25 protein-coding genes are annotated in these 25308 nt (G+C 73.9%); 9 read left to right on the forward strand and 16 right to left on the reverse strand.

Annotation, left to right across the window (positions count from 1 at the left end; translation table 11 throughout):
* Window positions 1–322 precede the first annotated feature (322 nt).
* The 3 genes from IEW90_RS01835 to IEW90_RS01845 all read left to right on the forward strand — a co-directional run bounded on the left by IEW90_RS01835 (window position 323) and on the right by IEW90_RS01845 (window position 2955).
* Complete coding sequence (locus tag IEW90_RS01835) at window positions 323–802, forward strand: glutathione peroxidase (RefSeq protein ID WP_188715428.1); 480 nt, start codon at window positions 323–325, stop codon at window positions 800–802.
* Between the two features lie 156 nt (window positions 803–958).
* Entirely contained in the window at window positions 959–2104 is a 1146-nt protein-coding gene (locus tag IEW90_RS01840) for a low temperature requirement protein A (RefSeq protein WP_188717984.1), read from the forward strand.
* A complete protein-coding gene (locus IEW90_RS01845) occupies window positions 2101–2955 on the forward strand; it encodes a sulfite exporter TauE/SafE family protein (RefSeq protein WP_188715430.1) in 855 nt (284 codons plus the stop codon). The genes IEW90_RS01840 and IEW90_RS01845 overlap by 4 nt, the downstream gene beginning before the upstream one ends.
* 26 nt (window positions 2956–2981) lie before the next feature.
* Here IEW90_RS01845 and IEW90_RS01850 read toward each other — a convergent pair whose 3' ends face one another.
* The 6 genes from IEW90_RS01850 to IEW90_RS01875 form a co-directional block, all read right to left on the reverse strand.
* Window positions 2982–3458, reverse strand: coding sequence for a DUF427 domain-containing protein (locus IEW90_RS01850; protein ID WP_188715432.1), 477 nt, complete (start codon window positions 3456–3458; stop codon window positions 2982–2984).
* 135 nt (window positions 3459–3593) lie between these two features.
* Window positions 3594–4859: an MFS transporter gene (locus IEW90_RS01855; protein WP_188715434.1), complete on the reverse strand. Its 1266-nt coding sequence runs from the start codon at window positions 4857–4859 to the stop codon at window positions 3594–3596.
* Window positions 4856–5275 carry a MarR family winged helix-turn-helix transcriptional regulator gene (locus tag IEW90_RS01860; RefSeq protein WP_188715436.1) on the reverse strand — a complete coding sequence of 140 codons (420 nt, stop codon included), beginning with the start codon at window positions 5273–5275 and terminating at the stop codon, window positions 4856–4858. The genes IEW90_RS01855 and IEW90_RS01860 overlap by 4 nt, the downstream gene beginning before the upstream one ends.
* Before the next feature lie 91 nt (window positions 5276–5366).
* Window positions 5367–5888, reverse strand: coding sequence for a hypothetical protein (locus IEW90_RS01865; RefSeq protein WP_188715438.1), 522 nt, complete (start codon window positions 5886–5888; stop codon window positions 5367–5369).
* 125 nt (window positions 5889–6013) lie between these two features.
* Entirely contained in the window at window positions 6014–6391 is a 378-nt protein-coding gene (locus IEW90_RS01870) for a hypothetical protein (protein WP_188715440.1), read from the reverse strand.
* 91 nt (window positions 6392–6482) lie between these two features.
* Window positions 6483–7799, reverse strand: a complete 1317-nt coding sequence (locus IEW90_RS01875) for an aminoglycoside phosphotransferase family protein (protein ID WP_188715442.1) — start codon at window positions 7797–7799, stop codon at window positions 6483–6485.
* A gap of 96 nt (window positions 7800–7895) precedes the next feature.
* Here IEW90_RS01875 and IEW90_RS01880 point away from each other — a divergent pair, with 96 nt between their 5' ends.
* A complete protein-coding gene (locus tag IEW90_RS01880; protein ID WP_188715444.1) occupies window positions 7896–9503 on the forward strand; it encodes a sensor histidine kinase in 1608 nt (535 codons plus the stop codon).
* Window positions 9488–10147, forward strand: coding sequence for a response regulator transcription factor (locus tag IEW90_RS01885; protein ID WP_188715447.1), 660 nt, complete (start codon window positions 9488–9490; stop codon window positions 10145–10147). The genes IEW90_RS01880 and IEW90_RS01885 overlap by 16 nt, the downstream gene beginning before the upstream one ends.
* A 16-nt stretch (window positions 10148–10163) precedes the next feature.
* Here IEW90_RS01885 and IEW90_RS01890 read toward each other — a convergent pair whose 3' ends face one another.
* Window positions 10164–10571: an arsenate reductase ArsC gene (locus IEW90_RS01890; protein ID WP_188715449.1), complete on the reverse strand. Its 408-nt coding sequence runs from the start codon at window positions 10569–10571 to the stop codon at window positions 10164–10166.
* 240 nt (window positions 10572–10811) lie between these two features.
* Between IEW90_RS01890 and IEW90_RS01895 the strand changes: the two genes are divergently transcribed.
* Window positions 10812–11159 (forward strand): ArsR/SmtB family transcription factor, encoded by a 348-nt coding sequence (locus IEW90_RS01895; RefSeq protein WP_188715450.1) that lies wholly within the window; start codon window positions 10812–10814, stop codon window positions 11157–11159.
* Between the two features lie 155 nt (window positions 11160–11314).
* Here IEW90_RS01895 and IEW90_RS01900 read toward each other — a convergent pair whose 3' ends face one another.
* From IEW90_RS01900 to IEW90_RS01920, 5 genes are all read right to left on the reverse strand, one after another.
* A complete protein-coding gene (locus tag IEW90_RS01900) occupies window positions 11315–11842 on the reverse strand; it encodes a hypothetical protein (protein ID WP_188715452.1) in 528 nt (175 codons plus the stop codon).
* Between the two features lie 212 nt (window positions 11843–12054).
* On the reverse strand, window positions 12055–13170 hold the full coding sequence (locus IEW90_RS01905; protein WP_188715454.1) for a phosphotransferase family protein: 1116 nt from the start codon (window positions 13168–13170) through the stop codon (window positions 12055–12057).
* 267 nt (window positions 13171–13437) lie between these two features.
* Window positions 13438–13917, reverse strand: coding sequence for a MarR family winged helix-turn-helix transcriptional regulator (locus tag IEW90_RS01910; RefSeq protein WP_188715456.1), 480 nt, complete (start codon window positions 13915–13917; stop codon window positions 13438–13440).
* Window positions 13914–14531, reverse strand: coding sequence for a CE1759 family FMN reductase (locus IEW90_RS01915; protein ID WP_188715458.1), 618 nt, complete (start codon window positions 14529–14531; stop codon window positions 13914–13916). Before IEW90_RS01915 ends, IEW90_RS01910 begins: the two co-directional genes overlap by 4 nt.
* Window positions 14528–15724, reverse strand: coding sequence for an LLM class flavin-dependent oxidoreductase (locus IEW90_RS01920; RefSeq protein WP_188717985.1), 1197 nt, complete (start codon window positions 15722–15724; stop codon window positions 14528–14530). Before IEW90_RS01920 ends, IEW90_RS01915 begins: the two co-directional genes overlap by 4 nt.
* Window positions 15725–15945: 221 nt before the next feature.
* Here IEW90_RS01920 and solA point away from each other — a divergent pair, with 221 nt between their 5' ends.
* Window positions 15946–17130, forward strand: a complete 1185-nt coding sequence (solA, locus tag IEW90_RS01925) for an N-methyl-L-tryptophan oxidase (protein WP_188715460.1) — start codon at window positions 15946–15948, stop codon at window positions 17128–17130.
* A 369-nt stretch (window positions 17131–17499) separates the two neighbouring features.
* A complete protein-coding gene (locus tag IEW90_RS01930; RefSeq protein WP_188715462.1) occupies window positions 17500–19017 on the forward strand; it encodes an MFS transporter in 1518 nt (505 codons plus the stop codon).
* A 12-nt stretch (window positions 19018–19029) separates the two neighbouring features.
* Here IEW90_RS01930 and IEW90_RS01935 read toward each other — a convergent pair whose 3' ends face one another.
* Window positions 19030–20343, reverse strand: a complete 1314-nt coding sequence (locus tag IEW90_RS01935; RefSeq protein ID WP_188715464.1) for an MFS transporter — start codon at window positions 20341–20343, stop codon at window positions 19030–19032.
* A 308-nt stretch (window positions 20344–20651) separates the two neighbouring features.
* On the opposite strand from IEW90_RS01935, the gene IEW90_RS01940 reads away from it, so the two are divergent.
* Entirely contained in the window at window positions 20652–22163 is a 1512-nt protein-coding gene (locus IEW90_RS01940) for an MFS transporter (protein ID WP_373284751.1), read from the forward strand.
* 197 nt (window positions 22164–22360) lie between these two features.
* Here IEW90_RS01940 and IEW90_RS01945 read toward each other — a convergent pair whose 3' ends face one another.
* From IEW90_RS01945 to IEW90_RS01955, 3 genes are all read right to left on the reverse strand, one after another.
* On the reverse strand, window positions 22361–23665 hold the full coding sequence (locus IEW90_RS01945) for a uracil-xanthine permease family protein (protein ID WP_188715470.1): 1305 nt from the start codon (window positions 23663–23665) through the stop codon (window positions 22361–22363).
* A gap of 103 nt (window positions 23666–23768) precedes the next feature.
* A complete protein-coding gene (locus IEW90_RS01950) occupies window positions 23769–24260 on the reverse strand; it encodes an SRPBCC family protein (protein WP_188715472.1) in 492 nt (163 codons plus the stop codon).
* Window positions 24261–24332: 72 nt separating this feature from the next.
* A complete protein-coding gene (locus IEW90_RS01955) occupies window positions 24333–25217 on the reverse strand; it encodes an alpha/beta fold hydrolase (RefSeq protein WP_188715474.1) in 885 nt (294 codons plus the stop codon).
* Window positions 25218–25308 lie beyond the last annotated feature (91 nt).

A 25308-nucleotide genomic window follows, 5' to 3' on the forward strand; every position in this document is an offset into this window, starting at 1 on the left:
TTCCCGCTGGTCGAGCCGGACGGCGCCGCAGGCGCCGCCCGAGTCGAGACCACAGCGTTGCGGGCCGTCCGTCGCACGGCTGGTCTCGAGACACGGCCGTCTCCGCCGGCAGCTCCTCGACCAGCGAGGGCTGCTCGACCGGAGGAGCGCGGATGAGCAGGCGAACCCCGGAAGATCCAGCCCTGAGCGGGCACCTGAGTGGATAGTGCGCTCAGTCCTCCGCTCAGAGCCGATTTCTCCGGAGGTGCCGCCCGCTCGCCGACCAGCGGGTGAGCGGAGCGGCTCATCGGATCCGCAGAGCAAGCCGCGGCAGGATGGAGCCATGACGACGCTCAGCGACTTCACGGTGCGATCCCTCGAGGGCGGCGAGGTCGACCTCGCGCAGTACGAGGGGAAGGTGGTGCTCGTCGTGAACACCGCGAGCAAGTGCGGCCTCACGCCGCAGTTCGAGGGCCTCGAGCAGCTCCACCGCGAGCTCGGCGACGACGGCCTCGTGGTGCTCGGCTTCCCCTCCGACTCCTTCGCGCAGGAGCACGACTCCGCCGACGAGATCGCCGACGCCTGCCAGCGCAACTACGGCGTCACCTTCCCCATGCTCGAGAAGGTCGCCGTCAACGGCGCCGACACCCACCCCGTCTTCCAGTGGCTGAAGGCGGAGCAGAAGGGCCTCCTCGGCGGCGCGATCAAGTGGAACTTCACGAAGTTCCTCATCGGCCGCGACGGCGCGGTGCTCGAGCGCTTCGCCCCGACCGCCACCCCCGAGGAGCTGCGCCCGCGCATCCAGGAGGCGCTCGCCGCCTGACCGGCGCATCCGCCCCGCGCATCCGACCGGCGCATCCGCTCGGCGGCGCGGGTCTACGCTCGCGCCATGAGCATGATCAACCACGCCGGTGAGGCCGACGGCGACGGCGACGAGGTCGTCCCCGCGGCCGAGCAGGGCAGGTTCCGCCTGCTGCGGATGCGGGCGCGCGACCCCGAGGAGGTCGGCCGCACGGCGACCCCGCTCGAGCTGTTCTTCGACCTCGTCTTCGTGGTCGCGGTGAGCATCGCCGCCGTCAACCTCCACCACGCGCTCACCGATGCCCACGTCGTCGAGGGCCTCCTCGCCTACGGCGCCATCTTCTTCGGCATCTGGTGGGCGTGGATGAACTTCACGTGGTTCGCGACCTCGTTCGGCACCGACGACTGGCTGTACCGCGTGCTCACGTTCGTGCAGATGGGCGGCGTGCTCGTGCTCGCCGCCGGCATCAAGCCGATGTTCGAGGAGGGCGACGCCACCGTCCTCATCCTCAGCTACGTCGTCATGCGCGTCGCGATGGTGGCCCAGTGGCTGCGCGCGGCGCGCTCGGGCGGCGAGGGCGGCCTGGCCGCGAAGCACTACGCGATCGGGATCGGCGCCGCGCAGGTGCTCTGGCTGCTGTCGCTGCTGCTGCCCGACGGCCTCACCCCCATCGCGTTCGTGCTGCTCATCGGCGTCGAGCTCGCGGTGCCGATCCTCGCCGAGCGGCGGGGCAGCACGCCCTGGCACCCGCACCACATCACCGAGCGGTTCGGCCTGTTCAGCCTCATCCTGCTCGGCGAGAGCCTGCTCGCGTCGGCGAACGCGGTGGTCGAGGCGCTCGAGACCGTGCAGGAGCTCGGGCCCCTGCTGTGGATCGCGGTGCTGGCGCTCGCGGTCACGTGCGCGCTGTGGTGGATCTACTTCTGGCCGCCGCACCACCGCGTCATCAACGGCTACGCGTCGTCGCTCGTGTACGGCTACACGCACTTCTTCGTCTTCGCCGCCGCCGGCGCGCTGTCGGCGGGCATCGAGGTCGAGATCGACGTGCTCACGGGGGAGTCGAAGCTCGACCCGCTCGCCGCCTCCTTCACCGTCACGGTGCCGATCGCGATCTTCGTGCTCGGCATCTGGTGGATCGCGCTGCGGCACCAGGCGGATCGGGTGGTGAACATCGCGGTGCCGGCGGGCGCGGTGCTCGTGCTGCTCGACCCGATCCTGCCGTTCCCCGTCGCGGTGACGGCGATCATCCTCGCGCTCGTCGTGGCCGTGCTCGTCGTGCGCGCGCCGCTGGAGGCGCACGAGCACGGCAGGATGGTGGGGTGAACGACGCCCCCGACGCCCCGCAGCTCGAGACCCCGCACAAGCGCCCCATCTGGGCCTACGTCGTCATCGGCCTCGTGGCCGGCTTCCTCTCGGGCCTGTTCGGCATCGGCGGCGGCATCGTCATCGTGCCGCTGCTCGTGCTGCTCGCGCACGTGGAGCGAAAGCGCGCCTCGGGCACCTCGCTCGCCGCGATCGTGCCCTCGGCGCTCGTGGGCGTCGCGAGCTACGCCGTGGGCGGGCACGTCGACTGGCTCATCGCGCTCATCCTGGTGGTCGGATCCGTGATCGGCGCGCAGGTGGGGGCGTGGCTGCTGCACCGCCTGCCGGTGGGCGTCATCCGCTGGGCGTTCATCGCGTTCCTCGCGGTCGTCGCCGTCAACCTCTTCCTCGCCGTGCCCTCGCGCGAGGCGGGCATCGCGCTCGACGTCTGGCCGATCGTCGGGCTCGTCGCGCTCGGCTTCGTCACCGGCGTGCTCTCGGGCATCCTCGGCGTCGGCGGCGGCATCGTCGTCGTGCCGATGCTCATCCTGCTGTTCGGCCAGAGCGACCTCGTCGCCAAGGGCACGTCGCTCGCGATGATGATCCCCACCGCGCTCTCGGGCACCATCGGCAACCTGCGCCGCAAGAACGTCGACCTCGTGGGCGCGGGGCTCGTGGGCGTCTCGGCGTGCGTGACGACGGCGCTCGGCGCGGCCGTCGCCCTCGCGCTCGACCCGCGCACCGCATCCATCGTCTTCGCCGCGTTCCTCGCGGTGCTCATCGTGCGGCTCGCGTTCGAGGCCGTGCAGACGGGCCGGAAGGAGCGCGCGGCGAAGCGCGCCGAGCGGGCCGAGGAGCCCGCCGCCGACTGAGGCGTCCGCTGGCTCTCTCGCGCCGGCTACCAGCCGCGCGTGCCGGGCGCGCCCTTGAACGGCCCCTGCACGCGCGACGTGATCCAGCCGCCGTAGAAGCCGCCCTCCTGCGGGCGCACGACCTCGCCGTCGACCTCGCACCGGTCCATGCGGGCGGGGTAGATCGCGACGTGGCCGACGAGCGCCTCGAAGCCGGGCAGCGGCAGCGGGTAGTGCCAGGCGGCGCCCTCCTCGGCGCGACCGCCGCCGGCGACGGTGAGGTAGGCGGCGCGGCCCTTCCACTCGCACATGCTGGCGCCGTTCGCGCGCTCGAGGGCGCCCGGCACGAACGCCTCGCGCGGCAGGTAGTAGGTGGGCGGGTGGCTCGTCTCGAGCACGCGGAGGCTGCTGCGGGTCTCGGCGATCACCTCGCCGCCGAGCACGACGCGCACGAGCTCGTCGCTCGGCTCGACGCGGGGCGGCCGCGGGTAGTCCCAGACGGATTCGACCGGATGCTCGGGCATGCCGCGACGCTAGCCGCGCGTCCTATGCGCCGGATGCGCGTCCCCTCGCGATCGGGTGGTCACGAACGGCCCCGCTGACGGCGCATCGGGGGGCCACAGCTGACCACTCGGCTCCGGACGGCCGGGATGCCCGCGTCAGCGGACGATGTCGACCGATTCCGTGGGGGAGCCGAGCGTGAGCGTGCCCGTGCGGCTCATGCGGTCGGCGCGGCGCGCCCGCGCCCACCAGATCGCGCCGATGACGAAGGCGAGCAGGCACGTGACCGAGGCGACCATGATGCCCCAGCGCGGGCCGAACTCATCGGCGACCCAGCCCACGATCGGCGCGCCGATCGGGGTGCCGCCCATGAACACCGCGCCGTAGAGCGCCATGACGCGGCCGCGCATCTCGGGCGCCGACGTCAGCTGCACCGTCGCGTTCGCGTTCGTCATGAACAGCTGCGCCGTGAAGCCGGCGAGGGCGAGGGCCGCCCCGAACACGACGATGTGCGGCGACCACGCGGCGGCCGCGCACGCGACCGAGAACGCGCCGAGGCCGCCGATCACGAGGGTCCAGCGCGGCCGCTCGGCGCGCGCCGCGAGCAGCGCGCCGGTGACCGAGCCGATGGCCATCGCGGAGGAGAGGATGCCGAACACGTCGGCGTCCGAGAGGTACTCGACGCTCGTCATGGTCGAGATGTAGATGGGGAAGTTCAGACCGAACGTGCCGAGGATGAACGCCATGACGAACACGACGACGAGGTCGTCGCGCCGCCGCACGTAGCGGAACCCCTGCGCGATGTCGCGGAAGCCCTTCGCGCCGCGCGGGCTCGGCTGCAGCTCGGACACCCGCATCCGCAGCAGCGCGACGATCATCGCGAGGAACGTCGCCGCGTTGATGAGGAACACCGGACCCGGGGCGAGGAAGGCGATGAGGAGGCCGGCCACGGCGGGGCCGATGAGGCGCGCGCCGTGGAAGGAGGCGGAGTTGAGGGCGACGGCGTTCGCGATGTCGCCCTTGCCGACCATCTCCGAGACGAACGCCTGGCGCGCGGGGGTGTCGAAGGCCTGCACGGTGCCGAAGGCGAGCGCGAAGACCTGCACCATCCACAGCTCGACGACGCCGGTGACGACGATGATGCCGAGCGCGAGGGCGAGCACGCCGAGGCCGCTCTGCGTCCACAGCAGCACCTTGCGCCGGTCGTACTTGTCGGCGATGAGGCCGGTGATGGGCACGAGCAGCAGCTGCGGGCCGAACTGCAGCGCCATGTTGATGCCGACCGCGGTCGCGTCGTTCATCGTGAGGACGGTGAGGACGGTCCACGACAGGGCGGTGCCCTGCATCCAGGCGCCGACGTTCGAGATGAGGGCGCCGACGAACCAGGTGCGGTAGTTGAAGATGCGCAGGCTGCGGAACATCATGCTTCCGCGAGCCTCGCCAGGATCGGGATGGCCCGCTCGAGCGTCGCGCGCTCGTCGGCGTCGAGCGAGTCGATCGCGGCGGCGAGCGTGCGGTTCCGCAGCTCGCGGAACTCGGCGATCATCGCCTCGCCCTTGCCGCTGATGCGCAGCACGACCATCCGGCCGTCGGTGGGGTGCTCGCTGCGCTCGATGTAGCCGAGCGACTCGAGGTGCTGCAGCGTCTTCACCATGCTCGGCGGCTTCACGCCCTCGAGCGCGGCGATGCGCGCGAGCGTGGGCTCCTCGAGCTGCTGCATGGTGCCGAGCGCCGACAGGTGGTGGATCGCGAGGTTCTCGTCGAGGTGCTCGCGGCGCATCCGGCGCTGCAGGCGCACGAGCGCGACGCGGAGGGAGTCGGCGAGCGCGATCGTGGGCATGCCATTAGCCTACCGAACGATCTGACAGCGGTCGAGGATGCGCGCAGACGGCAGCGCCCCCGCCGATCGGGCGGGGGCGCTGCGGGTGGGGTCAGTCGTTCGAGCCGGCGCTCGGCGCTGATGCGGCCGAGGGCGGCGACGCGGGCGACGTGGGCGAGGCGGGCGATGCCGGGGAGGCGGGCGAGTCGGCCGGAACCGGGGCGGGTGCCGGCGCCGGTGCGGGCCGCGGCGACGGCGCGGACTGGACGGCCGGGGCCGGGGCCGGGGCGCGCGCGGGCGCCGGTGCCGGTCGCGCCGAGGGGGCGGAGGCGCTCTGCTGCGCGCTGCCCGCCGGCGCGGCGGCCGGGCTCGGGGCCGAGGCGTGCGACGCGGCCGTGGCGGCCGAGGGCGACGCGGTGGGCGAGGGCGCCGAGACGATCGAGGCGTGGTCCTGGCCCGCCTTGATGTGCACGGTGCCGCGGTCGAGCACGTCGCCGCGCAGGTGGGCGGCGTCGACGACGCGGCCTTCCGAGTCGCGCAGCTCGACCGCGTTCGCGACGCTGGCGGCGCTGGCGGCGATCGCGCCGAGGCCGAGGGCTCCGAGGGTGCCGACGGCGATCCACTTCGTGTGCATGGTGTTCCTCCTGGTGGTGGTGTTCATCGGTCGGCTTCCGACCTGGTACCACCGTCCCGCTCCGGTGTGAGGTGCTGAGGAGGCCCCGGTGAGAGCGCTCTCACCGGGGCCTCGAGACGTGCGGATCAGCCGTTGGACGCGGCCGACCAGCCGGATGCGGAGCCGTCGGGAGCGACGGGCGCGGGCGGCGCGACGGGCTGCGGCGCGGGCGCCGGGGCCGCAGCGGGTGCGCTCGGGGCGCTCGCCGCGGGCGGGGGCGTGGCGCTCGGCGTGGTCGAGCCGGCCGCGGCCTTGGGTTCGAGCTGCGCCTGCTCGCCCTGCCCCTGCACCTGCGCCTGCTGCGCGTCGGCCGCGACCTCGCCGCGGAGCTCGACGCCGGCGACGGTGCGGCCGGCCGCGTCGTGCACGGTCATGGCGTTCGCGATGCCCATGGCGCCGATCGCGATCGCGCCGATGCTGAGGGCGCCTGCCGCGCCCGCGATGATCCACTGCTTCCGCTCCATGGCCCCAGCCTCGCGACCGCGCGTGAGCGCGCGAGGAGGGCCGGGTGAGAGGACTCTCATGCAGCGCGGGTCGCCCCGGATCGTCAGCGGGTCACGTCGCGCCCTCGCGTCGTGCCGCGCCGCGCCCGGCCGCCCTCGCCGCCTCTTCTCGGCCCAGCACGGCGGCGCCGAGCCCGAGCTGGGCGGCCGCGACGCGGAGCTCGCCGCGCTCGACCGGCGCGAGCGCGTGCGCGAGCACGTGCACGGCGAGGCGGTGCGCGAGGCGGGTGCGCTCGGCGCCTCCGCTGGCAGTCTCTCCGCTGGCGGTCTCTCCGCCCTGCGGGGCGGGCCCGAGCCAGCGACCGGCCGCCTCGCCGAGGATCCGGCGGTAGCCGCGCGCGCGGTCCGGGTCGTCCGCGAGCCCGATCGAGGCGACGAGGTGTCCGAGCAGCGCCGCCCGGTCGTCGACCGGGTCGCCGAGGCCGGCCGTGTCGACGTCGATGAGGCCCGTCACGGCGCTCGCGCCGTCGACGAACAGCTGGCCGACGTGGAGGTCGCCGTGCACGGTGCGGAGCTCGGCAGCCGGCACCTCGAGCGCCGCGGGGTCGGCGGCGTCGATGCCCGCCTCGAGCGCGCCGAGCGCCGCACGGGCGGCCGCCGCCTCGCCGCCGGGCGCGCCGTCGAGCGCCGCGCGCAGCCGCTCGCGGTACCAGCCGTCGCGGAGCGCGAGGGAGTCGCGCGCGGCCCGCCCGGTGTCCACGCGGCCCATCGCCGCCTGCAGCGCCTCCACCGAGTCGAGCAGCCGCGCGGGGTCGACGGCGTCGAGGCGGGCGGTCACGGGCTCGCCCGCCGCCGCCTCGGTGAGCACGATGCCGAGCGCCGACCATCCGGTGATCGCCGGCACGGGGATGCCGCCGCCGCGGAGCGCCTCCTGCAGGTCGACGATCGTCGCGGCCGCGTCGGGCCGCACGACCTTGAGGTACGTCTCGCGCTCGCCCGCGCGCATCCGGAGCATCGCGCGCTTGCCGGGCCGGTAGACCAGCAGCTCGGGCGCCCGATCGACGGTGACGCCGAGGCGCGCGAGCAGCGCCGCGGCCGCGTCGGGGAAGCTCGCGGCGGCGAGCGCGGGCAGGCGCGGATCGGCCGGGTGCAGCCAGATGCGCGCCTGGGGCGCCGCGGGGTCGCCGAGCACGAGGCCCGACTCCTCGGGCACCGGACGCCCGGAGGTGTCGACGTACCAGTAGCGGGTCTGCGCCCTCGCCTCCTCGAAGCCGGCCGTCGTCTCCTCGAAGCCGGTCAACGCGCCGGCGCCGTACGGCTCGCGGCTCAGCACCCGCAGCTCGCCCTCGAGCGCGTCGCCCAGCGCATCGCGCAGCAGCCGCTCCTCGGGGGATGCGGCGGGCGCCTCGGCGGCGTCGATCGTCTCCACGCACCGATCCCACCAGAGGCGCGGCCGGCGCGGGGCGAACGTGAGGCTTCTCTCACACAGCCGTCACGACGCGCCAGGGTCTGGTGGGATGGCCCCATGACCGCCGCCCCTCGATCGCGCCTGCGCACCTGGACGGTGCGCTCGCGGATCGTGGGCCTCCTCACCCTCCTCAGCTTCGTGGGCCTGTTCGTGGCGGGCGGCGTCGCCTATGTCGTCGAGCGCGAGCGCGTGCTCGCGCAGATCGACGCGAACCTCGGTGCGGCGCTCGAGTCGGCGAGCATCACGGTCGCGAACGCCGAGGAGCCGTGGGAGTCGGAGGAGGCCGCGCTCGGGTCGATCGTGCAGCGGCTCGCGCCCGACGACAACACCGGCACGCTCGGCATCATCGACGGGGCGCCCTTCTGGCAGCCGTTCATCCCGCCCGACGTGCCGCTCGAGCGGCTGCCGGGCTTCGTCGACCGCGTCGTCGCCGAGACCGCCGACGGCGAGATCGTGGTCGGCACGTACGCGAGCGACGACGAGACGGTGCGCTACCTCGCGGCGCCCGTGACCATCGGCGAGCCCGACCCGGAGGCGCCGAACTCGGCGATCTTCGTCACCGGCTACGACGTGCAGGCCGAGCTCGCGGAGTTCGACGCCGCCGCCCGCATCTTCACGGTCGTGGCCGTCGTCGTCACGATCGTCATCTTCCTCGTGGGCCTGCTCGTCTCGGGCCTGCTGCTGCGGCCGGTGCGCCGCATCCGCGAGGTCGCCGAGCGCTCCTCCGAGCAGAGCCTCAGCGAGCGCGTGCCGGTCACGGGCCGCGACGACGTCTCGCAGCTCGCCGAGACCGTCAACCGCATGCTCGACCGGCTCGGCGGCTCCCTCGACGCCCAGCGACAGCTGCTGCAGGACGTCGGCCACGAGCTGAAGACACCCATCACGATCGTGCGCGGCCACCTCGAGCTCGTCGACCCGACGGATGCGCGCGACGTCGAGGAGACGCGGGCGCTCGCGATCGACGAGCTCGACCGGATGGCGCGGCTCGTCGACGACATCCGCGCGGCCGCGCGCCTGCGCGAGCCCGACGCGTTCGCGATCGTCGAGACCGACGTCGCCGTGCTCGTCGAGCAGATCGCGCAGAAGGCGCGCGCCATCGAGGGCGCCGACATCGACGACGCGGTGCGCACCGACGACGTGCTCGCGCGCATGGACCCCGACCGCATCACGCAGGCGATGCTCCAGCTCATCGCCAACGCGGTGCGGCACGCGCGGGGGCCGATCACGATCGGCTCGCGCGTGCGCGGCGCCGACCTCGAGCTGTTCGTGCTCGACCGCGGTCCCGGGGTGCCGGATGCGCTGAAGGCGGTGATCTTCGACCGCTTCCGCCGCGGCGCCGCCGAGGGCCGCGGCGACGGCGGCTCGGGCCTCGGGCTCGCGATCGTCGCGCTCATCGCCGAGCAGCACGGCGGCACCGCGGCGGTCGTCGACGCCGGAGGCGGCTCGGAGTTCCAGATCGTGCTCCCGCGCGCGGTCGTCGGCGCCGACGACGACGACCAGCCGACGTGGGTGGCGGCGCTCGCCGAGCCCGCGCCGCCGTCGGCGATCGCCGATCCCGTGGCCCCGCCCGCGACCGCCGACCCCGCGGCGCGCGCACCGCATCCCCACGACCCGCGCGCCGCGGCGCGCACCGACGCAGAGGAGCCCGGATGGCATCGATCCTGATCGCCGAGGACGAGGCGCGCATCGCCGCGTTCGTCGAGAAGGGGCTCGCCGCCGCGGGCTTCTCGACCCGCGTCGCCGCGACCGGCCGCGACGCGCTCGACCTCGCGCTCACGGACGAGTTCGACCTCCTCGTGCTCGACATCGGGCTGCCGGGCATGGACGGCTTCGAGGTGCTGTCGCAGCTCCGCGGCTCCGGCTCGGCGATGCCGGTCATCATCCTCACCGCGCGCGGCGGCGGCGCCGACACCGTCGCGGGGCTCGAGGGCGGCGCCGACGACTACATGGCCAAGCCCTTCCGCTTCGACGAGCTGCTCGCGCGCATCCGGCTGCGGATGCAGTCGAGCGCCGCGGGCCAGGGCACCGCCGAGCTGTCGCACCGCGGGCTCGACCTCGACGTGCGCACCCGGCGCGCCCGCATCGACGGCCGCGAGGTCGACCTCTCGGGCCGCGAGTTCGCGCTCGCCGAGGAGCTCATCCGCCACGCCGGGCAGGTGCTCTCGCGCGAGCAGCTGCTGAGCCGCGTGTGGGGCTACGACTTCGATCCGGGCTCGAACGTCGTCGACGTCTACGTGCGCTACCTGCGCAACAAGCTGGGCGCCGACCGCATCGAGACGGTGCGGGGGATGGGCTACCGGCTCGTGTGAGGCGGGCGCCGCAGGATCACGCCGGCAGCAGCTCGGCGACGAGCGCCCGGATGCGCGCCTCGATGTCGTCGCGGATCGGCCGCACCGCCTCGATGCCCTGGCCGGCGGGGTCCTCGAGCGCCCAGTCCTCGTAGCGCTTCCCTGGGAAGATCGGGCAGGCGTCGCCGCAGCCCATCGTGATGACCACGTCGGACTCCCGCACGGCGTCGACCGTGAGCACCTTCGGCTGCTCGCCGGCGATGTCGATGTCGCGCTCGGCCATCGCCGCGACCGCGACGGGGTTGATCTGCTCGGCGGGCAGGGAGCCCGCGGAGCGCACCTCGATGCGCTCGCCGCCGATCGCGCGCAGGAAGCCGGCTGCCATCTGGGAGCGGCCCGCGTTGTGCACGCAGACGAACAGGACGGTGGGGACGGGCTCGGGCATGGCTCCTCGTTCCGGGGCGATGGTCGGTCGTGGTGGGATGGGCTGGGCGCTCCCGGATCCATCCCGGGAGCGCCCGCTCGTGGTCAGCAGCAGCAGCTGTCGTCGGCGAGCTCGGCGGGGCAGCCCAGCTCTGCGCAGATCGTGTCGGCGTCCATCATCCCTCCTCCCATCGATGTCTGTCGATGTGGAGTCTGCCTCGACCCATCGACGGATGTCAATACGAGTGGCATGATGGTGGCCATGACGATGACCGAGGCGCCCCTCCCGCAGCTCGAGGCCTGCTGCTCGCCGGTCACGCGCGAGGTGCTCGACGTCGGCGCGGCCGACGAGCTCGCCCGCACCCTCAAGGCGCTCGCCGACCCCGCCCGGCTCCGGCTGCTGTCGATGATCGGCGCGCACGAGGACGCGGAGGCGTGCGTGTGCGACCTCACCGATCCGCTCGGCCTCTCGCAGCCCACGGTCTCGCACCACCTGAAGGTGCTGACCGAGGCCGGGTTCCTCACGCGGTCCACCCGGGGCCGGTGGGCGTACTACCGCCTCGTCGACGGCGCGCTCGCGCAGGTCGGCGGGCTGCTCGCCGCGCCCTGACGTCGAGCGGCGCCCGGACGCCGTGCACGCGACGAGGCGCCCGGACGCCGTGCACGCGACGAGGCGGTCGGACGCCGCGCACGCGACGAGGCGCCGCCCCTCTCGGGTGCGGCGCCTCGCGGTGCAGCCGGTCGTGGCCGGCGGAGCGTTGAGGGTCAGCGGTTCAGGATGCCGCCGAGGTCGAGGCCGAGCGAGCCGTCCTCGCCCTCGCCCACGACCACGAGGCCGAGGTCGAGCGAGTCGCTCTCGTCGTCGGCGCCCACGTGGGTGCCGGCCTGGAGGCTCTCGTCCTCGGTCACGGCGACGGCCTCGCCGCCGGCGTGCACGCCGTCCTCGGTGGCGGCGGCCTCAGCGCCGGCGCCCGCGGCGATGTCGTCCGTCGCGGCGCCCGCGCCGGCGGCGGTGCTCACGCCGTCGTCGTTCGCCTGCGCACCGGCGACGGCGTCGATGTCGACGTCCTCGGTCTGCACGCCCGTGTCGCTCCAGACGTCGAGCGAGTCGTCGGTGGTGCTGACGCCGAGGTCGGTGCCCACCGAGTCGCCGTCCTCGCCCTGGAGCCAGAGGCCGGTCTTGAGGTCGAGGCCCTCGTCCTCCGCGGCGTTCGCGGCGAAGCCGCCGGTGACGGCGAGGCCGAGGCCCATGAGGCCGGCCGTGGTGATCGTGAGCGTGGTGCGCTTCTGCATGCTGTTCCCTTTCGTCGGTGTCACGACCGGCCCCTGTGCGGTGCCTGCCGTGGCAGCTTCGGCGTTTCCGGGAGTGCTTCGGGAGGCCTGCGGCGGACGGATTGGGCGCGAAGGCGCCGACGGGCGATCCTGCCGCGCGAGCGCTGGGGTGTCGATGTCGGATCGTGCGGCGGATCCCGGGCGTGTCGGGCCGAGCCGGCGGTCGGGTCGGCTCAGCGCCCGACGCGGTCGCGCACGAGCTCCCGCGCGCGGTCGACGAGGCGGTGCGCCGCCTCGGGGCTGCGCTCGGCGGCGCGGATGCCGTGCGCCAGCAGGTGCAGGCTCGTGAGCGCCGTCGCGTGCGGGTCGCGCAACCAGCGCTCGCCGGCCTCGGCGGCGATGCCCTCGAGCACCGCCGCGTCGCCGTCGCGCCCCGCGGCGGCGTTGCGCGCGGCGCTCGCGAGCGCGTGGCCGACGAAGGCGGCGGCGTCGTCGGCCGGGTCGCCGAGGCCGGCGGTGTCGACGTCGATGACGCTCGAGACTCGCGGTCCGGTGAAGAAGAGCTGGCCGATGTGGAGGTCGCCGTGCACGCTGCGGGGTGGACCGATGCGCCGCACGTGCGGCGCGAGCGCCGGCAGCAGCTCGGCGACCTCGCCGCGGCGGTCCGGCAGCGCCGCGGCGATGCGCTCGAGGTGCCACTCGAGCCGGGTGCCGACCGAGGCGCGCGCGATGCGGGTGGTGTCGACCGCGAGGAAGCGCTCCCGGAGGTCGTCGACGGCGTCGAGCAGCGCATCCGGGCTCGTGCGCGCGGCGGCGACGGGCCCCGCCGTGCCCTCGGCGTCGGGCACGACCACGATGCCGGCGGGCGACCAGTGCACCACCTCGGGGGCGGGCACGTCCGCGGCGCGGCAGGCGTCGTGGATGTCGACGAGGCTCTCCGCCTCGCTCGGCCGCACGACCTTCACGAACAGGTGCACGCCGTGCTGCGTGAGCCGCACGACCGCGCGGCGGCCAGGCCGGTAGGCGAGCACCCGCGCCTCGATCTCGCCGCTCGTCCCGGCCGCGGCCGCGATGCGCGCGAGCTTCACGGGGTCGACCGCTGTGCGGAGCGAGGGGAGGCGAGGATCGAGCGGGTGCCGCCAGATGCGGGCCACGAGGCCCTCGGTGCCGCGCACGACGAAGCCCGTCTCGCGCGGCACGGCCTGGCGGGAGGTGTCGACGAACCACTCGCCGGCATTCTCGCCGGCGTCGACGGTGAAGCGCGCGATGCTGCCCTCGCCGAACGGCTCCACCGCGACGAGGCGACCGGCCTCGCCGATCGCCCGCTCCAGCAGCCTGGCCTCCTGCACGTGTCCATCCTGACAGGGGTTCCGCTTCACGGCGAGGGTTCTGCTCACAGGTTCCCTGCCGCCACCCGCTGGTCGAGGAGGCTGCGCCCGCAGGGCGCTGCCGTCTCGAGACCATCCGCAGCGTGGTGGTCTCGAGACGCGGCCGCCTGCGTCGGCAGCTCCTCGACCAGCGGGGAGGGCGGCAGCTCCTCGACCAGCGGGGAGGGCGGCAGCTCCTCGACCAGCGGGGAGGGCGGCAGCTCCTCGACCAGCGGGGGCGGGAGGGGCTCAGCGCGGCGGCTCGGGCGCGTCGCGGCAGTCGTCGAGCAGGCGCGAGCGCAGCGGGCCGAAGACCCGGTCGAGCACGGCGAGCGCCTCGTCGTCGAGCCCCCCGAGGAACAGCTCCTCGACGTGCCGCGCGTGCACGGGCCGCGCTGTGCGCAGCCGCGTCCGGCCGGCGCCCGTCAGCACCGCGTCCGTGCCCCGCCGGTCGGCCGCGCTCGCCTCGCGCGCCACGAGCCCATCGCGCTCGAGCGCGCCGATCCGATACGTGAGCCGGCCGGGCGCGAACGCGAGCTGCCGCGCGAGGTCGCCCATGCGCATCCGGCAACCCTCGGCCTCCGAGAGCACGAGCAGCACGTTGAAGTCGCCGAGGTCGAGCCCGGTCGCCGTCTTCATGCGGCGCTCCAGCTCGTTCTCGAGCAGGCGCGAGCCCTCGAAGTACCCGCGCCACGCCCGTGGCGCCAGGCGCTCCGAGGGCGCGCTCACGCGTGTCCCAGCAGCTGCTCGAACGACTGGAAGGCGCCGCCCTCCACGTCGAAGGGATCCGCCTCGCGTCGGCGGGGGAGGGCCGTCATGAGGTCGGCGAGCTCCTTGCCCTCGCGCGCGATCCGGCGGTCGAGGCCCGAGTCGGCGCCCCAGTCCTCGCTCGCGGCGAAGACGCCCGTCGGCACGACCTGCGCCTTGAGGTAGGCGAACATCGGCCGCATCGCGGTGTCCATCACCATCGAGTGGCGGGCGGATCCGCCGGTCGCGGCGAGCGCCGTCGGGATCGAGGCGAGCTGGCCCTCCTCGATGCCGTCGAAGAACGACTTGAACAGGCCCGAGTACGACATGTTGAACGTCGGCGTCACGGCGATGATCGCGTCGGCGTCGATGACCTCGCGGATCGCGGCAGACAGCGCCTCGGTGGCGTTGTGGGTGACCATGTGCGCCGCGATGTCCTGCGCGAGCGGCCGCAGCACCACATCCACCGCCTCGGCGTGCGCGCCGCAGTCGGCGAGCGCCTGGAGGGTCGCGTCGCGCAGCCGGTCGGCGAGCAGCTTCGTGCTCGACGGCTCGCCGAGGCCGGCGGAGACGACCGCGATGCGCACCGGGGTCATCGCTCGCCCGCCTGGCGGGCGATCGCGGCGCCCGTGTCGAAGTCGTCGCGGAGGCCCTGCTCGCTCGGGGCGGCGTCGGCGCGGCGCGGCGCGCCCTGCTCGCCTCCCTGCGTGCCGTCGGCGATCGCCTGGGCGACGCGCGCGGCGTGCGTGGGCGCGTCCGGGACGCCCGCCTGGCGCACGCTGTCGAACTCGCGGCGCAGCACCGGCACGACCTCCGTGCCGAGGATCTCGATCTGCTCGAGCACCTCCTCGAGCGGCAGGCCCGCGTGGTCGACGAGGAACATCTGGCGCTGGTAGTCGCCGGCGTAGTCGCGGAACGCGAGCGTCTTCTCGATCACCTGCTCGGGCGTGCCGACGGTGAGCGGCGTCATCTGCTCGAAGTCCTCGAGGCTCGGGCCGTGGCCGTAGACCGGCGCGACGTCGAAGAACGGGCGGAAGCGCTCCTTGGCCTCGCGCTCGGTCGACTTCATGAAGATCTGCCCGCCGAGGCCGACGATCGCCTCCTCGGGCGCGCCGTGGCCGTAGTGCGCGAAGCGCGAGCGGTACAGGCGCACCATGCGCTCGGTGTGCTCCTTGTTCCAGAAGATGTTGTTGTGGAAGAAGCCGTCGCCGTAGAAGGCGGCCTGCTCGGCGATCTGCGGCGAGCGGATCGAGCCGTGCCACACGAACGGGGGCACGCCGTCGAGCGGCGCGGGCGTCGACGTGTAGCCGGTGAGCGGCGTGCGGTGCTTGCCGGTCCAGTTGACGACCGGCTCGCGCCACAGCTTGTGCAGCAGCGAGTAGTGCTCGATGGCGAGCTCGATGCCGTCGCGGATGTCCTTGCCGAACCACGGGTAGACGGGGCCGGTGTTGCCGCGGCCGAGCGTGAGGTCGACGCGGCCGCCCGAGAGGTGCTGCAGCATCGCGTAGTCCTCGGCGATCTTCACCGGGTCGTTCGTGGTGATGAGCGTCGTGGCGGTCGAGAGGATGAGCCGCTCGGTGCGCGCGGCGATGTAGCCGAGCGTCGTGGTCGGGCTCGAGGAGAAGAACGGCGGGTTGTGGTGCTCGCCGGCGGCGAAGACGTCGAGGCCGACCTCCTCGGCCTTCTCGGCCATCGCGATCCAGCCGCGGATGCGCTCGTGCTCGGTGGGCGTCCTGCCCGTGGTGGGGTCCTGGGTGAGGTCGCTCACCGAGAAGATCCCGAACTGCATGCTGCTCATCGCCGTCTCCCTCTGCGGCTCCCGCCGCGGATCCAATTCTTTCAAATTCGAACGATCAGTGCAACGCCGGATCCGCGGATGCATTCCCATGGTGCGCGGGGAACCTGCGAGGTCGCGCAATCGCGGGCGGATGCGGCGGCCGACGGGACGCGGTGACGCTCGATGACGGACGCGTGCGGGCGCGCCCCCGGCCCGCGGGTAGCGTCGAGCGCATGACCGGCAGCGAGCGCGCCCACGATGCGGAGGTGGCCGTCGTCGGCCTCGGGGCGATCGGCTCGAGCGCCCTCTGGCAGCTCGCCGCGCGAGGCGTCGACGTCGTCGGCGTCGAGCAGCACGAGCCCGGCCACGACCAGGGCGGCTCGACCGGCCGCACCCGGCTCTTCCGCGTCGCGTGCCTCGAGCATCCGGGCCTGGCGCCCATCGCGCGCCGCTCGCGCGAGCTGTTCCGCGAGCTCGAGGCGTCGAGCGGCGAGGAGCTGCTGCTCGAGAGCGGCGGCATCATGATCGGGCAGCCCGGCAGCCGCATCATCGAGGGCACCCTCGCGACCGCGCGCGAGCACGGCCTGCCGGTCGAGCGGCTCGACGACGCCGAGGTCGCGCGCCGCCTGCCCGCCCACGCGGTGCTCGACGAGGGCGACGTGGGGCTGTGGGATCCGGAGGCCGGCGTCGCCCGGCCCGAGGCGACGATCGTCGCCGCCGTCGAGGCGGCGCGGGCGGCGGGCGCGCGGGTGCGGACCGGCGAGCGGGTGCTCGCGATCGAGCCGGACGATGAGGGCGTGACGGTGCGGCTGGCCTCGGGCGACCTGCGCGTCGCGCGCGTCGTGGTGGCAGCCGGGCCGTGGATCGCGCAGCTCGTGCCCTCGGCGCCGGTGGTGCCGCACCGGGTGGTGCAGACGTGGTTCCGGCCGAAGGAGGGGCGCGACGCCGGCATCGAGCGGCTGCCGGTGTTCATCCGCTCGGTGCCCGGGCTGGCGGGCGAGCCGCGCTGGATCTGGGGGCACGGCGCGCTGCCGGGCGACCTCGTGAAGGTGGGCGGCGAGTTCGACGGGCCGTTCGATCCCGACGATCCCGATGCCATCGACCGCGGGCTGCACGTCGGCGAGACCGACGACATCCGCGACCAGGTGGCGGCGACGTTCCCCGACCTCGAGCCGGAGCCGGCCGCGTGGACGACGTGCATCATGGCGCACACGCCCGACGGGCAGTTCCTCGTGGGGCGGGCGGATGCGGCGGGCCGCGTCGTCGTGGCGGGCGGCTGCTCGGGCCACTCGTTCAAGCACGCGCCCGCGCTCGGCGAGCTCGCGGCGCAGGCGGCGGTGGGCGAGTCGCCCGCGACCGATGTCGCCTTCCTCGACCCCCGGCGCTTCGAGCACCTCGTCCCCTCCACCGCTGGTTGAGCCGCTCCGCCGCCCCCGCTCGCTGGCTGAGCCGCTCCGCCGCCGCCCCACCCGCTGGTTGAGCCGCTCCGCCGCCGCAGGCGGCGGAGCGTGTCGAAACCACAGCCCGGCGAGCGGCTCCCGCGCTGGTGGTCTCGAGACGCGGCCGGCTGCGCCGGCAGCTCCTCGAAACCACCAGCCCGGCGAGCGGCTCCCGCGCTGGTGGTCTCGAGACGCGGCCGGCTGCGCCGGCAGCTCCTCGACCAGCGGACCGGCGACCAGCGGGGTCGTCGGGGGACAACCCCGCCCGACGGGCGTCGAGCGCACAGGAGTAGCCTCGCCCATCGCCCGCACGACGCATCCGCGTCGACGACGAGAGGACGGTGCACCATGGTCACGAGCGCAGCAGGCTCGACGCAGCACGGCGACGACGCCGGCGGCCGCAGGCTCGAGGTCGACGACGTCATCGTCGTGCAGACCCGGCGCGTCCGCACCGCCATCAGCGGCACGGTCGTCGGCAACTTCATGGAGTGGTTCGACTTCGGCATCTACGGCTACCTCGCCGTCACCATGACCGCCGTGTTCACCGCGGGCCTCGACGAGGGCGTGGGCCTGCTCGTCGTGCTCTTCGGCTTCGCGATCTCGTTCCTCGTGCGCCCGCTCGGCGGCCTGGTGCTCGGCCCGCTCGGCGACCGCATCGGCCGCCAGAAGGTGCTGTTCCTGACGATGGCGATGATGGCGATCGCCACGGCGCTCATCGGCCTCCTGCCCTCGAGCGCGCAGATCGGCGCGTGGGCCATCGTGCCGCTCTACCTGCTGAAGATGGTGCAGGGCTTCTCGACCGGCGGCGAGTACGCCGGCGCCACGACCTACGTGTCGGAGTTCAGCCCCGACCGCTCGCGCGGCTTCTGGTCGTCGTGGCTCGACGTGGGCTCGTACGTCGGCTTCGCCGCCGGCGCGTCCGTCGTCGCCGCGACCACCGCGATCACGCAGTCCGTCTCGGGCCCGGACGCGATGGTCGAGTACGGCTGGCGCATCCCGTTCCTCATCGCGATCCCGCTCGGCGCCGTCGCGATCTACTTCCGCCTCCGCATCCCCGAGACGCCCGCGTACGAGCAGGCGCAGGGCGCCGAGGAGGAGCACCAGCGCGACGCCGACGACCCGCTCGCGCGCCACGGGATCCTCGGCATCTTCCGCTACCACTGGCGCCCGATCCTCATCGGCATCGCGCTCGTCGCCGCCACGAACACCGCCGGCTACGCGCTCACGAGCTACATGCCCACGTACCTCGAGGAGACGGTCGGCCTCGACAGCATCGCGGCGGCGATCGTCACCGTGCCGGTGCTGCTCGTGATGTCGGCGTGCCTGCCGCTCATCGGCCGCCTCTCCGACCGCATCGGCCGGCGCCCGGTCTACGGCATCGCGGTCGTCTCGACGCTCGTGCTCATGATCCCGGCCTTCGCGATCATGCAGATGGGGCAGCTGTGGGCCGTGGTCGTGGCGCTGTGCATGGTGGCGATCCCGGTCGGCTTCTACGTGGCGATCTCGGCCTCGGCGCTGCCGGCGCTCTTCCCGACCGCGTCGCGCTTCGGCGCCATGGCGATCGCCTACAACCTGGCCGTCTCGCTCTTCGGCGGCACGACGCCGCTGTTCAGCGAGGCGCTCATCCAGGCCACGGGCAACACCTTCATGCCGGCGTTCTACATCATGTTCTTCGCGCTGCTCGGCGGCATCGCGCTGCTGACGATGCCGGAGTCGGCCAAGCGCCCGCTCGTCGGCTCGGTGCCGACGGTCGAGACGCGGCAGGAGGCGGAGGAGCTCGTCGAGGGGCAGGACGACAACCCGTACCTCGACACCGCATCCATGCCGCTGCTCGGCGCGGGAGCGAGCCGGGGCGACGCCTCCTAGGCGCGGCCCGGTCTAGCAGGTGGGCGGCGCCTCGACCTCTGGGCCGCCGTCCGCCTCGCCGCCCGGCTCCGCCGGCGCCGTCACCTCCTGCGCCGTGTCCGCGCGGGCGTGCTGCGCGCGGCTGAGCAGGATGAAGGGCACGGCGAGGGCCGAGAGCGCGCCGCTCACGAGCAGCGACGCGCCGTAGCCGCCGAGGTCGGCGGTGCGGCCGAGCACCGGCTGGAAGGCGGTCGAGCCGGCCCCGCCGAGCAGCGAGTCGAACGAGAGCACCGTCGCGCGCTGCTTCGAGGGGATGAGGTCGTTGAGGTAGGCGCGGCGCACCGGGTCGTCGATGGCCGACATGACGCCCCACAGCGCCACGAGCACGACCGCGATCCAGAACGACTGCACGACGCCCAGCAGCACGAGCACGAGGGCGCTCGTGACGGCGGCGAGCAGGATCGTGGAGGTGCGGCGCGGGAACCAGCGGCGCACGAGCGGCGCGAGCGCACCGCCGAGCATCGCCGCGCCCGACAGCAGCGCGGCCGCGAGGCCGGCGATCGAGTACGCCGACTCGTCGCCCCACAGCTGCAGCAGGTGCGGCTGCAGCGCGTAGAAGACGTAGAAGCCGACGCCGGCCGTGAAGGGGCTCGCGAGCAGCAGCCAGCGCACGGGCGCGCTGCGCATGCCGTGCCGCCACGACTCGCGCAGCACCGTGCGGGTGGCGCGGATCGGCCCCTCGCTGCGGTCGGGCGAGAAGCCGAGGTCGCGCATGAGCGCCGCGGCGACGCCGATCATCGCCACGAGGATCGCAGCGCGCACGAGCATCGGCGCGCCGAGGTCGACGAGCTGCGCCAGCACGCCGCCCGCCACCGAGCCGGCGAGCATCGCGCCGCCGCCGACGATCTGCGCGCGCCCGAACACCTGCTCGAGGCTGCCGCGGAAGCCCGTGGCCTCCAGCGCATCCACGAGCCACGCGTCGACCGCGCCGGTGAAGAACGTGAAGCCGAGGCCCAGCAGCGCCGACACCACCGCCCACGCGGCGAAGGGCGCCTCCCACACCCACAGCAGCCAGTAGAGCGCCGTCGTGAGCGCGAGCGTCGCCGAGCCCAGCAGGTAGGAGGCTCGGCGGCCGAGGGTGTCGGCGACGACGCCGGTGGGGATCTCGAACACGAGCACGCCCACCGTGTAGAACGCGTTGGCCGCGAACGCCTCGAAGTTCGTGAGCCCCGCGTCGAGCAGGAACAGGGTGTTGATGCCCCAGATGAACGACGCGGCGAGCGTGTTGCCGAGCACGAGCACGAGGTAGGTGCGCTGCACCCTCGCCGGGCTCGGGAGGCCGCTCATCGCCGCTCGGATCGCCGCATGGATGCATCGTGACAGATCCGTGACCTTCGGGGCAGGGCCGTCGTGCCGGCACCTCACTACCCGCGCGCGCTCGCGTGCGCACGCACGCGCACGCGACGCGCACGCGATAGCGAACCCACCTCCGAACCACTCATCAGACATCTCGCTACCGTCATCGATCGCCGCTGGCGGGCACCTCCGTGCGCCCGGCGGCCGTGGCCTGATACGCAACAGAGAGACGATCCATGCCCAGCAGCACACCGCCCGCGCGCGACCGCGGCGCCGCTCCCACCACCGACACCGGCGAGATGCGCCGGCTCGAGGTCGACGACGTCATCGTCGTGAAGACCTCGAAGGTCCGGAAGGCGATCAGCGGCACCGTCGTCGGCAACTTCATGGAGTGGTTCGACTTCGGCATCTACGGCTACCTCGCCGTGACGATGACCGCCGTCTTCACCGCGGGCATGGACGACGGCCTCGGCCTGCTCGTCGTGCTGCTCGGCTTCGCCATCTCGTTCCTCGTGCGGCCCCTCGGCGGGCTCGTGCTCGGGCCGCTCGGCGACCGGATCGGGCGCCAGAAGGTGCTCTTCGTCACGATGGCGATGATGGCGCTCGCGACGGCGATGATCGGCCTGCTGCCGACCGCGGCGCAGATCGGCGCCTGGGCGATCCTGCCGCTCTACCTGCTGAAGATGGTGCAGGGCTTCTCGACCGGCGGCGAGTACGCCGGCGCGTCGACCTACGTCACCGAGTTCTCGCCCGACCGCTCGCGCGGGTTCTGGGCCTCGTGGCTCGACGTCGGCTCGTACGTCGGCTTCGCCGCGGGTGCCTCGGTCGTGGCCGTCACGACCCTCATCACGGAGTCGGTCTCCGGCCCGGGCGCGATGATCGAGTACGGCTGGCGCATCCCGTTCCTCGTCGCGATCCCGCTCGGCGCGGTCGCGATCTGGTTCCGCCTCCGCATCCCCGAGACGCCCGCGTACGAGCAGGCGCAGCAGATCGAGCAGGCCGAGGCCTCCGACGCCGACGACCCGCTGGCCCGCCACGGCATCCTCGGCACGATCCGCCACCACTGGCGCGTCATGCTCATCGCCGCCGCGATCGTCGCGGCCACGAACACCGCCGGCTACGCGCTCACGAGCTACATGCCCACGTACCTCGAGCAGACGGTCGGCACGACCAACCTGTTCGCGGCGCTCGTCACCGTGCCCGTGCTGATCGGGATGTCGGCCCTCCTGCCGGTGTTCGGGCGCCTCTCGGACCGGGTCGGCCGCAAGCCGCTGTACATCGCGGCCGTCACGTCGACGCTCGTGCTCATGGTGCCGGCGTTCTGGCTCATGCAGCAGGGCGAGATCTGGACGGTCGTCGTGGCGCTCTGCCTCGTCGCGCTGCCGGTGGCGCTCTGGGTCGCGCCGTCGACGTCGGCGCTGCCGGCGCTGTTCCCGACGGCGACCCGCTTCGGCGCGATGGGCATCGCGTTCAACATCTCGGTGTCGCTCTTCGGCGGCACGACGCCGCTGTTCAGCGAGGCGCTCATCCAGCTGACCGGCAACACGTACATGCCGGCGTTCTACATCATGTTCTTCTCGGTGCTCGCTGGCCTCGCGCTGCTGACGATGCCGGAGTCGGCCAAGCGCCCGCTCGTCGGCTCGGTGCCGACGGTCGAGACGCGCGAGGAGGCCGTGGCGCTCGTCGAGGGCCAGGACGACAACCCGTTCCTCGACACCTCGTCGATGCCGCTCGCCGACCTCGACGTCGTGCGCGAGGCGGAGCGGATCCGCGACGAGGCCGCGGACGGGGAGCCGGCCGGCGCCCGCTGAGCTGCGCCCTGCACGACGGAGGCCGACCCGATCGCCGGGTCGGCCTCCGTCGTCCGTTCCGCTGGTCGAGGAGCGCGCGGCCGGAGGCCGCACGCGTCTCGAGACCACCTGCTCGGCGAGCCGCCCGCGATGCAGGGGTCTCGACTCGCTCGGCCGCCTGCGGCGGCGGAGCGGCTCGACCGGCGGGTGGCTCCGGCTCAGCCCGCCGTCGCCGCCGGCGGCGCGTGGTCCTCGCGGGGCGCCGGCCCACGGCCGCCGCGCAGCCGCTCGAGCCCGCCCATGAGGTGGTAGATCACGAGCGTCGCGACGGTGCCGAGCACGATGCCCTCGAACACGAGCTCGCCGGCCGTGAGCGTGTAGTTCGCGATGGCGACGATGAGGCCGACGCCCGCCGCGAACTGGTGCTTCGGCACCGAGAAGTCGACGCGGTTCTCGATCCAGATGCGCACGCCGATGATGCCGATGAGGCCGTACAGCGCGGTCGTGACGCCGCCGAGGACGCCCGCCGGCACGGCGAAGATGATCGCGCCGACCTTCGGGCTGAGCGCGAGCAGGATCGCGGTGATCGCAGCCACCCAGTAGGCGGCGGTCGAGAAGACGCGCGTGGCGCTCATGACGCCGATGTTCTCGCCGTACGTGGTGGTGGCCGAGCCGCCGAAGAGGCCGGCGAGCATCGTGGCGCCGCCGTCGGCGATGAGCGCGCGGCCGGCGAGCGGGTCGAGGTCGCGGTCGATGAGCTGGCCGACGCCCTTCACGTGGCCGAGGTTCTCGGCGATGAGGGGCAGCACGACCGGCACGAACAGCAGGAGCGAGGGCAGCAGCGCCGGGTCGAACGACGGCGTCTGGAAGTCGGGCAGGCCGATGAGCGGCGCGGCCTCGACCTTCGTCCAGTCGACCTTCTGCTGCAGCGCGGCCACGACGTAGCCGACCACGACGCCGACGAGGATCGCGAGGCGGCCGATGAGGCCGCGGAAGAGCACGGCGGTGAGGATGATCGCGCCGAGCGTGATGATCGACAGCAGGGGGTCCTCCTCGAAGTTCCCCTTGGCGGCCGGCGCGAGGTTGAAGCCGATGAGCGCGACGATCGTGCCCGAGACGACGGGCGGCATGACCGCCGAGATCCAGCGGGTGCCCGCGAAGTGCACGATGACGCCGACGAGCGCGAGCAGCGCGCCGACGAGCACGATGCCCGCGAGCGCGAAGCCCTGGCCGCCCATCGTGGTCGCGGCGGCGACGGGCGCAAGGAACGCGAACGAGGAGCCGAGGTAGCTCGGCAGGCGGTTGCCGGTGATGAGCAGGAACAGGATCGTGCCGAGCCCTGAGAACAGCAGCGTCGTCGAGGGCGGGAAGCCGGTGATGATCGGCACGAGGAACGTCGCGCCGAACATGGCGACGACGTGCTGCATGCCGAGGCCGATGGTGCGGCCCCAGCCGAGCCGCTCCTCGGGGAGCACGATCTCGGTCGCGGTCAGGTCGGATGCGTCGCGGCGGCGCCAGGGCATGCTGCTCCTCGGGGAGGGGGCTGGGGAGGCGCGGCCGACGTCGGCCGCTCCCCGGATCGTACTGCCGCGCACGACCGCGCCGACGCCGCGGCGGGCGCCCGGCTCAGCCCGCGAGCTCCTCGCGCGCGGCCGCGAGCACGACCTCGTCGCCGCATCCGGCCGCGAAGCCCGCGATGCGCGCGCGGATCTCGCGGCCGAGCACGCGCTGCCCGATCGGCTCGGCGATCCGGCGCAGCCACGCCGGCCGCACCGTGTACGTGTACTTCCAGGTGGCGAGGGTGCCGTCGACCCCGTCGCGCGCGCGGGGCGCGAACCGCCAGCCGCCGCCGAACCGCTCGAGGAACCACGGCCCGCGCAGCATGGTCATGCCCACCGAGGTCGGCGGCCGGAAGGAGGCGTACTCGCTGAGCATCGACAGGCCCAGCCGGGTGCGCGTCACGGTGCGCACGCCCTTCGCCGCCCGCTCGGCGCCGACGAAGCGCTGCGCGCTGATGAACGGGTCCCAGCGGAGCCGCACCGCGCCGTGCGTCTGCGAGACGGCGAACGCGAGCTCGGGCGGGATCGGCACCCACGTCTCGGCGACGACCTGCGGCATGCCGCCAGCATCGCACGGGGTCCCTCAGTGCCGGTCTCCCTCAGTGCCGGTCTCCCTCAGCGCCGGCCTCGCTCAGCGCGCCGCGGTGAGCGAGCGCACGGCGGCCGCCACCGCTTCCGGCCGGTCGTGCGCGAGGTAGTGGCCCGCACCCTCCGCCGTCGTCACCTGCAGGTCCTCGGCGGTGCCGCGCCACGGCCCGAGCGCCGACTCGGTCATGACGGGGTCGTCGCCCGCGAGCACGATGCGCGTCGGCACCGCGAGGTGCCGGCCGTCCCACGGGCCCTTCGGCATCTCGGCCATGCCCGGCAGGATCAGCTGCCGGTACACCGCCGAGAGCGCCCGGGCCCGGCTCGGGTCGCGCCAGGGCGCGAGGAATGCCTCCCGCTCGGCGGCCGAGAACGGCCGGTCGGGGTGGTCGAGCATCCAGCGCACGACGCGCTGCCGGCCGCGCGCGGCCGACCGCGGCCCGATGCCGGGCGCCGCGAGCACCGGCTGGAACCACAGCTGCCACATGTGGGGCACCATCGCGGCGCTCGGCCGGGTCCAGGGGTGCGGGGCGCCGACGGCGACGAGGCCCGCGAGCCGCTCGGGGTGGTCGAAGGCGATCCGCCAGGCGAGGAAGAGGCTGTAGTCGTGGGCGACGAGGACGACCGGCCCGACATAGAGCGCGTCGAGGATCGCGAGCACGTCGGCGGTCTGGGTGGCGGCGTCGTAGCCGCCCTGCGGCGCTGAGGTCCAGCCGCAGCCGCGCAGGTCGGGCGCGATCGCGCTGTGGTCGCGGGCGAGGTCGGGGAGCACGCGGTGCCACTCGAACCAGTGCTGGGGCGAGCCGTGCAGCAGCACGACGGGCGGGCCGTCGCCCGCCTCGGCGACGTGCACGTCGAGGTCGCCGGCGCGGATCCGGCGGTGCGAGGCGCCTGCCACCTCGGGCATGGGCGCCGTGGTCGGGGCTTCCATGGCCGCACGGTACTACGATCGTAGTAACGCGTCCAGGGGCGGATCCTGCCGGGTCGGCACAGGGACGGCGGACCGATCGGCGGACGGAGGG

The sequence above is a fragment of the Agrococcus terreus genome, assembly GCF_014645235.1.
GTDB classification, from domain to species: Bacteria; Actinomycetota; Actinomycetes; order Actinomycetales; family Microbacteriaceae; genus Agrococcus; species Agrococcus terreus.